Origin of the sequence: Klebsiella terrigena (assembly GCF_006539725.1) — a bacterium.
GTDB lineage: Bacteria > Pseudomonadota > Gammaproteobacteria > Enterobacterales > Enterobacteriaceae > Klebsiella > Klebsiella terrigena.
This window is the reverse complement of sequence record NZ_BJNO01000007.1, coordinates 24,596-36,065: the sequence shown is the minus strand read 5'-3', so window position 1 is coordinate 36,065 and position 11,470 is coordinate 24,596. Positions and strand designations below refer to the sequence as shown.

Genomic DNA, 11,470 nt, shown 5'->3' with positions numbered 1-11,470 from the left:
ATAAAATTTAATAAAAGACGGGTTTCGCGCCAATTCAGCCGCAGGCCGCGTAATCTCTAGCTTACCGCAAGTTCTCTAACTCTAATACACAAGGTTATCCACAGGAATAGTGGATAACTCGCTGCAGGCCATGACCTCTGCCACCCGGCCGAAATTGCCCGCCGGCGAAAATCACGCGGCTAAAAAATATTATTGAATTATTTTTGATATTTATCAGCTAAGGACGCCCGCCTTTTTGCTGCTTTCTGCACCACGTTTCACGCCGTTTAGCACCGGGAAAGTGCAGCCGCTTCGCTGTTCCCTGCCGGCGGTGGCCGCCGCGACCTGCGCTGGCGGAAAAATGCCGTCACTTCTTTTTCCTGGCAAGAGATTTGCAGAATGTTTGTCTCGCTCGCCGTCGTCAAAAAGGAGAAAACGTCTATGTTGAGTCTACGCGCCGTCAATCAGTACTATGGAAGCCAGCACACGCTGTGGAACGTCGATCTTGAGCTCAGGTCAGGAGAGTGCACCTGCGTGATGGGAAGTCAGGGAATGGGGAAAACCACGCTGGTCAACTGCATTACCGGGAATCTCCCGGTCGCCAGCGGCAGCATCACCTGGCAGGAGCGCGGAGCGCCGCCCTGCGACCTGATGCCGCTCTCCGCCCATTCACGCAGCGTCATCGGGATCGGCTACGTGCCGCAGGATCGGCGCATCTTTTCGCAGCTCAGCGTAGAGGAGAATCTGCATATCGCGCTGGCGGCCGGAGGCACGCCCGGCGCCGTGGTGAATAGCGAGATTTACGATCTCTTTCCGCAGCTCTACGCCCTGCGCCAGAGCAAAGGCGCCGCGCTCTCGGAAGACGACAGGTACCAGCTGGCGCTGGCGAGGGCGCTGATCGTCCGACCGCGCCTGCTGATACTCGATGAGCCGTCGCGCGGCAGCGGACAGCACTTTATGCATAAGCTGGGGGATCTGCTGGTTCGCCTGAACCGGGATATCGGTTTAACGGTGCTGCTCGCCGAGCAGCACCTGCCGTTCATTCGCCGGGTGGCCGACCGCTTCTGCCTGCTGCACCGCGGGCGCAGCGTGGCGCAGGGCGACGTTATACAGCTGGATGAGCCGCTGCTGGCGCAGTGGATGACGCCCGATCCAGCGCGCTAAGATCGAGGTACTGGCCGAGGTCTTCCCGCCGGGATGCCTCCTCCAGCCACGGGATTTCGCCCAGCATGGGCGCGGGCAGCAGCCGTTTGAGGGTCGCGAGGTATTCGCTATGCCGCTTCCCCGGCGGCTGGACGTCGTTAGCAATCCAGCCCACCAGCGGCAGCCCTGCCTGGCGCACCGCCTGCGCCGTCAGCAGGGCATGATTAATGCAGCCCAGCTTTATCCCCACTACCAGAATCACCGGTAGCCGCTCTTCCTGCACCCAGTCGGCAAAGCTCAGGGTTTCAGACAACGGCGTAAACCAGCCCCCAGCCCCTTCTACCAGCAGCCAGTCGGCCAGCGGCTCCAGCTCGCGCAGCCCGGCGGAGAGCGCGGCGGCGGTAATGGGGCGCCCCTCATCGGCGCTGATAATATGCGGCGAAGTGGGTTCAGCGAAGGTTAACGGGTTAACCTGCTCGTAGCTCAGCGCCACGCGGCTGTTGCGCTGCAGGGCCAGGGCGTCGTCGTTGCGCAGACCCTGCGCCGTGTACTCGCTGCCGGAGGCCACCGGCTTATAGCCGGCGCTGTTCCGACCCCGCAGGTTTGCCGCCTGCAGCAGGGCGCAGCTGCTCACCGTTTTGCCGACTTCAGTATCGGTTCCGGTGACGAAATAACGCTCAATCACGTTCAATTACTCCTGTAAAAAGATGGTAGGTCAGCGGGCACTGCCCGTGCCGTTTCGGCCACGCCAGCTGAAGCTGCTGCAGCTTTGTGCGACTCAGCGGTGCCGCGCTGCGTCCCTGGTGTAAATGGGTGGCGCCGATACCCTTTAGCGAACGCATTGCGCACAGGGCGTCGGGGAACGGCAGCGTCACGGCATGCACCTGCGCCTCGCCCCGCCAGCCGCTCATCACGCTGCGTACCGCCTGCTCGCTGAGGAAACGATTGGCGTGCGGATGCCGGTCAATCGTCGCCCAGGCCTGGTTGAGCTCGGGGAGCGAACCGGCCAACAGGGTGGTAAAGGCCACCCACCCGCCGGGACGCACCACCCGGTACAGCTCAGCAAGCGCGGCGCCGAGGTCGTCGCACCACTGCACCGCCAGATTACTCCACGCCAGATCGACGCAGGCCGCCGGCAGCGGCAGGGATTCAATATCGCCCTCGACGTAGTCGTGCGCGACCTGCTGGCGCCGGGCCTCCGCCAGCATATCAACGGAGATATCCAGCGCGGTGACGCGGCTGCCCGCCTCGCGCCAGTAGCGGCTCATGCTGCCTGGGCCACAGCCCGCGTCCAGAACCTCGGCAAAGCGCCGGTCGCCAAGCTGGCGCAGCAGCAGCTCGGCGCTGCGCCGCTGCAGCTCATCGTGCTGCGTATAGCGGCTCGCCGCCCGACCGAAGGCGGCGGCCACCGCGCGTTTATTCACCGCCGTCATGCAGGACCTCCAGCAGACGCTCGATATCCGCCGATTCATGGGCCGCGCTCAGGGTGAGCCGCAGCCGGGCGCTGCCAACCGGCACCGTCGGCGGGCGGATCGCCGTCGCCCAGCAGCCCTGCTCGCGCAGGCGCGCTGCCAGGCGCAGAGCCCGGGCGTTGTCTCCGACGATCAGCGGCTGAATGGCGCTGGTCGATTCGGTAAGCTGCCCAGGATAGTCGCGCATACCGTCCCTGAACTGGGCAATCCGGCAGGCCAGCGCCTCCCGCCGCCGCTGGCCCTCATCGCCACGAATCGCGCGCAGCGCGGCGCTGAGGGCAACGGCCTGGGCCGGCGGCATGGCGGTGCTGTAAATCAGGTGGCGGGCAAACTGCAGCAGATAATCCGCCGGCGCCTCGCTGCACAGTACCGCCGCGCCGCTGACGCCAAAGGCCTTGCCGAAGGTCACCACCAGCAGCTCAGGGTGAACGTTTTGCGCGTCGCAGCTGCCCCTCCCCTCGTCGCCCAGCACGCCAATGCCGTGAGCATCATCGACCAGCAGCCAGCCGCCGGCTTCGGCGGTGACCTGCTGAATGGGGCCGAGGGGCGCGCTATCGCCGTCCATGCTGAAGACGCCTTCGGTGATCGTCAGCTGCTGGCCCGCCAGCGGTTTCTCCAGCAGCGCTTTCAGCTGCTGAACGTCGTTGTGCTGAAAGCGCCGCAGCTGCGCCGGGCTGAAGCTGGCCGCTTCCAGCAGCGAGGCGTGGCTCAGACGGTCCGCTACCGCGCGATCGTCCTTGCCGAGCAGGGCGGCAATCAGCGCCTGGTTAGCGGCAAAGCCGGAGATAAACAGCAGCGCGCGCGGATAGCCCAGCCAGTCGGCCAGCGCCTCCTCCAGCTGACGATGCGCGTCGCTGTAGCCGCTAACGTGGCCCGAGCCGCCGCTGCCGACGCCGTAGCGCTCGGCGCCCTGCTGCCAGGCGGCAACGATCTGCGGATGCTGGCTCAGGCCCAGATAATCGTTGCTGGAAAAGTTGAGCCAGCGCTGCCCCTCGCGGGTCAGCCAACGCCCGGCACCCTGCGCCACCGGCTGGCGAGAGCGGAAAGCATCCGCCTGCCGCCGTTCGCTCAGCGCCTGCTCGATGCGTTGCTGCCAGCTCATAGCGCCGCCGCGTTGTAATATTCCTCGGTATCGGGGTTGTTCAGCGCCTGCTCCAGACGCTGCTGCTGCTCGTTATCCCCTTCCAGCACCGCAGTCTGCTGCGGGTTAAGCCCCAGCTTGCGGAACAGCTGCAGGTCCTTATCCTCTTCCGGGTTCGGCGTCGTCAGCAGCTTGCAGCCGTAGAAAATGGAGTTTGCCCCGGCCATAAAGCACATCGCCTGGGTCTGTTCGTTCATCTGCTCGCGGCCGGCGGAGAGGCGCACGTAGGAGGTTGGCATCATGATGCGCGCCACCGCAATGGTGCGGATAAAGTCAAACGCGTCGACGTCATCGTTTTCAGCCAGCGGCGTCCCTTTCACCTTCACCAGCATGTTGATGGGCACGCTTTCCGGCGGCGTCGGCAGATTGGCCAGCTGCAGCAGCAGTCCGGCGCGATCTTTTTCCGTTTCGCCCAGCCCGACGATGCCGCCGGAGCACACCTTAATTCCCGCCCCGCGCACCTTGCCGAGGGTATCGAGGCGCTCCTGGTAGGTGCGGGTGGTGATGATATTGCCGTAGAACTCCGGCGAGGTATCGAGGTTGTGGTTGTAGTAGTCGAGACCGGCACCGGCAAGGCGCTGCGCCTGGCTATCGGTCAGGGTGCCGAGGGTCATACAGGACTCCAGCCCCATCGCCTTCACCCCTTTGACCATCTGCTCAAGATAGGGCATGTCGCGGTCATTCGGATTCTTCCACGCCGCGCCCATGCAGAAACGGGTCGAACCGGCATTTTTGGCCTGCCGCGCCGACTCCAGCACCTGTTCAACCTCCATCAGGCGCTCGGACTCAAGGCCGGTTTTATAGCGCGCGCTCTGCGGGCAGTATTTACAGTCTTCCGGGCAGGCGCCGGTCTTAATCGACAGCAGCGTGCTGACCTGCACCTGGCGCGGGTCAAAGTGCTGGCGGTGGATCTGCTGAGCTTCGAACAGCAGATCCAGCAGTGGTTTATTAAATAACTCGGTGACTTGCGACATTGTCCAGCGTGCGTGGTGAGCCATTGGCTTCTCCAAAGGGTTTTGTTAACTGTCGGTTCGGTTTATACTCGTAAACCTAAATGTTTTCAAAATGGTTTACAAGTCGCTTATGACAATGGACGATCTCGCCTTCGATCGGCGCCACATCTGGCACCCCTACACTTCCATGACCTCTCCCCTGCCGGTTTACCCGGTGGAATCCGCCCACGGCTGCGAGCTTTCACTGGCCGGCGGCGAACGGCTGATTGACGGCATGTCGTCATGGTGGGCGGCGATCCACGGCTACAACCATCCGCGGCTGAATGCGGCGATGAAAGCGCAGATCGACCAGATGTCGCACGTGATGTTTGGCGGCATCACCCACCCCTCGGCGGTCGCGCTCTGCCGCCAGCTGGTGGCGATGACGCCGCCCTCGCTGGAGTGCGTGTTCCTTGCCGACTCCGGTTCCGTGGCGGTCGAAGTGGCGATGAAAATGGCTCTGCAGTACTGGCAGGCAAAGGGCGAACCGCGCCGGCGTTTTCTCACCTTCCGCAACGGCTATCATGGCGATACCTTCGGCGCGATGTCGGTGTGCGATCCGGACAACTCCATGCACAGCCTGTGGCAGGGCTATCTGCCGGACAACCTGTTCGCGCCGGCGCCGCAAAGCCGCTTTGACGGCAAGTGGGACGAGCTCGACATGGTGCCCTTTGCCCGCCTGATGGCCGCCCATCGCCATGAAATTGCCGCGGTGATCCTCGAACCCATCGTGCAGGGCGCCGGCGGAATGCGGATGTACCATCCGGAGTGGTTAAGGCGCATCCGTAAGATGTGCGATCGCGAAGGTATCCTGCTGATTGCCGATGAGATTGCCACCGGCTTTGGCCGTACCGGTAAGCTGTTTGCCTGCGAACATGCGGGCATCGCGCCGGATATACTGTGCCTCGGCAAAGCGCTGACCGGCGGAACCATGACGCTCTCCGCGACGTTGACCACCCGCACGGTCGCGGAGACCATCAGCAACGGCGAGGCCGGCTGCTTTATGCACGGCCCGACCTTTATGGGCAACCCGCTGGCCTGCGCGGTGGCCGCAGAGAGCCTGAACCTGCTGGCAAGCGGCGAGTGGCAGACCCAGGTTGCCGCCATTGAAGCGCAGCTGAAGGCGGAGCTGGCGCCGGCGCGCGACTCCGGGCTGGTGGCCGACGTGCGCGTGCTCGGCGCGATTGGGGTGGTGGAAACCCACCGTCCGGTGAACATGGCCGCCCTGCAGCGCTTCTTCGTGGAGCAAGGCGTATGGGTGCGCCCGTTCGGCAAGCTTATCTACCTGATGCCGCCGTATATCATTAGCGCCGAACAGCTGACGCGCCTGACCCGGGCGGTTAACGCCGCGGTGCTGGAAGAAACATTTTTTAGCGATTAAGAGACGGTAATGCCGCGCCCTGCGCGCTACACTTCTTTGCCAATCAGGCGATTAACTTGAGGAGAGACGATGAAACTCATCAGTCATGATTTGCAGGATGGCGAGAAGCTGCCCAACCGTCATGTATTCAACGGTATGGGCTACGCGGGGGACAATATTTCACCGCATCTGACGTGGGATGATGTGCCAGCGGGCTGCAAAAGCTTTGTGGTGACCTGCTACGATCCCGACGCGCCGACCGGCTCCGGCTGGTGGCACTGGATTGTGGCGAACCTCCCTGCCGATACGCGCGTGCTGCCCCAGGGCGCCGGTTCCGGCCTGGCGCCGCTGCCCGAAGAGGCGGTTCAGACCCGCACCGATTTCGGTCAGACGGGCTACGGCGGCGCGGCGCCGCCGAAGGGTGAAAGCCATCGCTACATCTTTACGGTGCACGCGCTGGACGTTGATAAAATTGAGGTCGATGAAGGCGCAAGCGGCGCGATGGTCGGTTTTAATGTCCATTTCCACAGCCTCGGCAGCGCCTCAATAACCGCCCTGTTTAGCTAAACTCGGCGCTTCCCCGGGCCAGCGCTCACGCCTGACCCGGGCCTATCTGATTACTGCTCCGTCACCGCGACGACCGCGGTTTTGCGCACTCGCGCATACCACACCACCGTCAGCAGACCCAGCCAGACCAGGCCGGCGATCAGCGCAATGCGCGTCTCTTCCACCATTCCCAGCACCGCAATCACCAACCCCATAAACAGCAGGGTCAGCAGCGGTGCCACCGGCCAGAACGGCACCGGGAACTCGATATTGCGCCGCTCTTCCGCCGACAGGCCGCGGCGCATCGCAAAGTGGGCCAGCAGGATCATCAGCCAGACCCACACCGTGGCAAACGCCGCCAGAGAGGCGATGAGCACGAAGATCTGCTCCGGCATCAGGTAGTTCAGCACCACCGCCGCCAGCAGCGCCACGCCCATCACCACCACCGTCATCCACGGCACGCCGTTGCTGGCGATGCGCTGGAAGCTTTTCGGCGCCATGCCCTCTTTCGCCATGCCGTACATCATGCGGCCCGCGCCAAATATATCGCTGTTGATGGCCGAAATGCTGGCGCTAATGACGATAATATTGAGGATTGTCGCCGCCGCCGGAATGCCCAGGCCGCTGAAGATCAGTACAAACGGGCTGCCCTGCTCACCAAAGCTGTTCCACGGGAAAATAGCCATCAGGATCGCCAGCGTGCAGACGTAGAACAGCACGATGCGCAGCGGGATGGTATTGATTGCCTGCGGGATAACCTTTTTCGGGTCCTGCGCCTCTGCGGCGGTGACGCCAATGATTTCGACCCCGCCGAAGGCAAACATCACAATCCCCAGCGAAGCGATAATCCCCTGCCAGCCGTTCGGCGCAAAGCCGCCGTGGCTCCACAGATTCTCCAGCCCCGTCGCCGGAAACGCGTTGCCAAAGCCAAAGAAGATGATGGCGCCGCCCGCCGCGATCATCGCAATTATGGCCACCACTTTAATCAGCGAGAGCCAAAACTCCATCTCGCCAAAAATTCGCACGTGGCACAGGTTCATCGCGCCGATGAAAAAGATAATGCTCAGCACCCAGATCCAGCGCGGGACGTCGGGATACCACAGCCCCATATAGATCCCAAACGCGGTCACGTCGGCGAGGGCCACAATGACCATTTCGAAGGTGTAGGTCCAGCCGGTGATAAACCCGGCCAGCGGGCCGAGATACTGGCGCGCATAGCTGCCGAAGGATCCGGAAACGGGGTTGCGCACCGCCATTTCCCCCAGCGCACGCATCACGATAAAGACCGCCGCGCCGCCGATAAGATAGGCCAGCAGCACCGCCGGACCGGCGGCCTTGATGGCGGCGGCCGACCCGTAGAACAGCCCGGTGCCGATGGCGGAACCGAGCGCGATAAAGCGAATATGGCGAGCGTTCAGCCCGCGCAGCAGATGTGGCTTTTGTTGCGATTGTTGTTGCATATGCAAGTGTCCTGATAATTTTTATACGACGACAAATATGCGTGTAGGACGGTCGGGGGGAAGGCATCCCCCCGACGCGGGTACAGAGAACAGCGAATGGTTAGTTGTGATCGGGCAGTACGGCAGGCAGCAGTCGCGTCAGGTGACGCGCGGCCAAAAGCTCAATAGCGTTTTCAATATCCGGCGCGAAGAAGCGGTCTTCGGTGTAGTGCGATACGCGCTCGCGCAGCAGATGACGCGCCTTTTCCAGCAGCGGGCTGCTGGTAAGACCCTCGCGCATATCCAGCCCCTGAACGGAGGCCAGCCACTCAACGGCCAGCACGCCGCGGGTGTTTTCCGCCATCGCCCACAGGCGACGACCGGCGGCCGGTGCCATCGAAACGTGATCCTCCTGGTTCGCGGAGGTCGGCAGGCTATCAACGCTATGCGGGTGGGAAAGCGCTTTGTTTTCGCTGGCTAACGCCGCCGCGGTGACCTGGGCAATCATAAAGCCGGAGTTGACGCCGCCGTTTTTCACGAGGAACGGCGGCAGCTGCGACATATGGCTGTCCATCATCAGCGCGATGCGGCGCTCGGAGAGCGAGCCGATTTCGGCAATCGCCAGGGCGATGTTGTCCGCCGCCATCGCCACCGGCTCGGCGTGGAAGTTGCCGCCGGAAATCACCTCATTCTCGCTGGCAAACACCAGCGGGTTGTCGGAGACCGCGTTGGCCTCAACCAACAGCACTTCCGCCGCCTGACGGATCTGCGTCAGGCAGGCGCCCATCACCTGCGGCTGACAGCGCAGAGAGTACGGGTCCTGCACCTTGGTGCAGCCGTGGTGCGACTGAGAAATCGCGCTGTCGTCGGTCAGTACGTGGCGATAGAGCGCGGCGGCGTCAATCTGCCCGCGCTGGCCGCGAGCCTCGTGGATACGCGAGTCAAACGGACGACGCGAGCCCAGCGCCGCTTCGGTGGTTAGCGCGCCGCACACCACCGCGGAGGTAAACAGGTCTTCGGCTTCAAACAGGCCGCGCAGCGCGAACGCCGTCGAAGCCTGGGTGCCGTTAAGCAGCGCCAGCCCCTCTTTCGCCGCCAGGGTAATCGGCCTGAGGCCGGCTTTTTCCAGCGCCTGCGCGGCCGGCATCCACTCACCCTGCCAGCGGGCTTTCCCTTCCCCCAGCAGCGTCAGCGACATATGTGCCAGCGGTGCCAGATCGCCGGATGCCCCCACCGAGCCTTTCGCCGGGATCCACGGCGTAACGCCTTTGTTCACCAGCTCCGCCAGCGCCTGGATCACGCTCAGACGAATGCCGGAAAAGCCGCGGGAGAGGCTGTTAATCTTCAGCACCATAATCAGGCGCGCCATCGCCTCATCCAGCGGCTCGCCGATACCGGCGGCGTGGGAGAGCACCAGCGAGCGCTGGAGGTTTTCGAGATCGTCGGTCGAGATGCGGGTTTGCGCCAGCAGGCCAAAACCGGTGTTGATGCCGTAAGCGGTGCGCCCTTCCGCGAGGATCGCGTTGACGCAGGCCACGCTCTCATCAATCGCCGCAAAGGCGCGCTCGTCGAGCACGACGTTCAGCGGGTGGCTATAGATATCGCGCAGTTGCGTCAGGCTCAGCTGGCCGGGAATAAGAGTTAAAGTTTTCATTTCAGCGTTGCCCCTGCGTTGCTGACACCATAGGAAGATTCAGTCCTTGTTCCGCTGCGCATTCAATCGCAATCTCATAGCCCGCATCCGCGTGACGCATCACGCCGGTTGCCGGGTCGTTGTGCAGAACGCGAGCGATTCGCGCGGCCGCTTCGTCGGTTCCGTCGCAGACGATAACCATTCCGGAGTGCTGAGAGAAGCCCATGCCAACGCCGCCGCCGTGGTGCAGAGAGACCCAGGTCGCGCCGCTGGCCGTATTCAGCAGGGCGTTGAGCAGCGGCCAGTCGGACACCGCGTCGGAGCCATCGCGCATCGATTCGGTTTCACGGTTCGGGCTGGCAACCGATCCGGAATCCAGGTGGTCGCGACCGATAACGATCGGCGCGGAGACTTCACCGCTGCGAACCATTTCGTTAAAGGCCAGGCCCAGCTTCTGGCGCCACTCCAGGCCAACCCAGCAGATACGCGCCGGCAGGCCCTGGAAGCTGATGCGCTCGCGCGCCATATCCAGCCAGTGGTGCAGATGCTTGTCGTCTTTGACAATCTCTTTCACTTTGGCATCGGTCTTATAAATATCCTGCGGGTCGCCGGAGAGCGCCACCCAGCGGAACGGGCCGATACCGCGGCAGAACAGAGGGCGAATATAGGCGGGAACGAAGCCCGGGAAGTCGAAGGCCCTGGCGACGCCCATTTCCTGGGCCATCTGGCGAATGTTGTTGCCGTAGTCGAAGGTCGGAATGCCCATCTCATGGAAGGCCAGCATGGCCTGAACGTGGTCGGCCATCGAGCGTTTGGAGGCCTGAATGGTGCCCTGCGGGTCGGAGACCGCTTTTTCCTGATACTCTTCCCAGCTCCAGCCTTTCGGCAGATAGCCGTGCAGCGGGTCGTGGGCGCTGGTCTGGTCGGTGACCATGTCCGGGCGCACGCCGCGTTTTACCATTTCCGGCACGATGTCGGCGGCGTTGCCGCACAGCGCGATAGAGACGGCGCGGCCTTCGGCGGTATATTTCTTGATGCGGGCCAGGGCGTCATCCAGCGACGTCGCCTGCTCGTCAACGTAGCGGGTACGCAGGCGGAAATCGATACGGCTCTGCTGGCACTCAATGTTCAGCGAGCAGGCGCCCGCCAGAGTCGCGGCCAGCGGCTGCGCACCGCCCATTCCGCCCAGGCCGGCGGTGAGTACCCAGCGGCCTTTCAGGCTGCCCTCGTAGTGCTGGCGGCCGGCTTCGACGAAGGTTTCGTAGGTGCCCTGCACGATGCCCTGGCTGCCGATATAAATCCAGCTTCCGGCGGTCATCTGGCCGTACATGGCCAGGCCTTTGGCGTCGAGTTCGTTGAAGTGTTCCCAGGTCGCCCAGTGCGGAACCAGGTTAGAGTTGGCGATCAGCACGCGGGGTGAGTTTTCATGGGTTTTAAAAACGCCTACCGGCTTGCCGGACTGCACCAGCAGGGTCTCATCGTTTTCCAGGTTTTTCAGCGCCTTCACGATAGCGTCATAGCATTCCCAGTTACGCGCCGCGCGTCCAATGCCGCCGTAAACCACCAGCTCATGCGGGTTTTCGGCGACATCCGGATCGAGGTTATTCATTAACATACGCAGCGGCGCTTCGGTCAGCCAGCTCTTCGCACTCAGCGTCGTGCCTCGCGGTGCACGGACGTCCAGCTGGCGGTATTTGCTTTGCGACATCGGGGTTTCTCCTGACTATTAACGTTGTTTACGTAGATACATATACTTGTCTATACA

The 11,470-nt window shown here is 62.9% G+C and carries 10 protein-coding genes; 3 read left to right on the top strand and 7 right to left on the bottom strand.

Annotated elements, in window-relative coordinates:
- Positions 1 to 420 precede the first annotated feature (420 nt).
- Positions 421 to 1,143 carry an ABC transporter ATP-binding protein gene (locus tag RTE01_RS10515; RefSeq protein ID WP_041144679.1) on the top strand — a complete coding sequence of 241 codons (723 nt, stop codon included), beginning with the start codon at positions 421 to 423 and terminating at the stop codon, positions 1,141 to 1,143.
- Here the strand turns inward: RTE01_RS10515 and bioD are convergent.
- Genes bioD through bioB form a run of 4 tightly spaced genes read right to left on the bottom strand, consistent with a single transcriptional unit; the run spans position 1,085 to position 4,733 of the window.
- On the bottom strand, positions 1,085 to 1,807 hold the full coding sequence (bioD, locus tag RTE01_RS10510) for a dethiobiotin synthase (RefSeq protein ID WP_041144678.1): 723 nt from the start codon (positions 1,805 to 1,807) through the stop codon (positions 1,085 to 1,087). The genes RTE01_RS10515 and bioD overlap by 59 nt on opposite strands.
- Positions 1,800 to 2,555 carry a malonyl-ACP O-methyltransferase BioC gene (gene bioC / locus RTE01_RS10505; protein ID WP_134525440.1) on the bottom strand — a complete coding sequence of 252 codons (756 nt, stop codon included), beginning with the start codon at positions 2,553 to 2,555 and terminating at the stop codon, positions 1,800 to 1,802. Before bioC ends, bioD begins: the two co-directional genes overlap by 8 nt.
- The gene (gene bioF / locus RTE01_RS10500; protein WP_141334991.1) at positions 2,539 to 3,696 is read right to left on the bottom strand and encodes an 8-amino-7-oxononanoate synthase; all 1,158 of its coding nucleotides are present in this window, start codon (positions 3,694 to 3,696) and stop codon (positions 2,539 to 2,541) included. The genes bioC and bioF overlap by 17 nt, the downstream gene beginning before the upstream one ends.
- Positions 3,693 to 4,733 (bottom strand): biotin synthase BioB, encoded by a 1,041-nt coding sequence (bioB, locus tag RTE01_RS10495; protein WP_071844899.1) that lies wholly within the window; start codon positions 4,731 to 4,733, stop codon positions 3,693 to 3,695. Before bioB ends, bioF begins: the two co-directional genes overlap by 4 nt.
- 85 nt (positions 4,734 to 4,818) lie before the next feature.
- On the opposite strand from bioB, the gene bioA reads away from it, so the two are divergent.
- A complete protein-coding gene (bioA, locus tag RTE01_RS10490) occupies positions 4,819 to 6,108 on the top strand; it encodes an adenosylmethionine--8-amino-7-oxononanoate transaminase (RefSeq protein WP_134525439.1) in 1,290 nt (429 codons plus the stop codon).
- A gap of 69 nt (positions 6,109 to 6,177) precedes the next feature.
- On the top strand, positions 6,178 to 6,654 hold the full coding sequence (locus RTE01_RS10485) for a kinase inhibitor (protein ID WP_041144674.1): 477 nt from the start codon (positions 6,178 to 6,180) through the stop codon (positions 6,652 to 6,654).
- 50 nt (positions 6,655 to 6,704) lie between these two features.
- Here the strand turns inward: RTE01_RS10485 and RTE01_RS10480 are convergent, their stop codons facing one another.
- From RTE01_RS10480 to hutU, 3 genes are all read right to left on the bottom strand, one after another.
- Positions 6,705 to 8,093, bottom strand: a complete 1,389-nt coding sequence (locus RTE01_RS10480; RefSeq protein WP_076944984.1) for an amino acid permease — start codon at positions 8,091 to 8,093, stop codon at positions 6,705 to 6,707.
- Positions 8,094 to 8,193: 100 nt separating this feature from the next.
- Entirely contained in the window at positions 8,194 to 9,726 is a 1,533-nt protein-coding gene (hutH, locus tag RTE01_RS10475) for a histidine ammonia-lyase (RefSeq protein ID WP_041144672.1), read from the bottom strand.
- Between the two features lies 1 nt (position 9,727).
- Entirely contained in the window at positions 9,728 to 11,413 is a 1,686-nt protein-coding gene (gene hutU, locus RTE01_RS10470; RefSeq protein ID WP_141334989.1) for a urocanate hydratase, read from the bottom strand.
- Positions 11,414 to 11,470 lie beyond the last annotated feature (57 nt).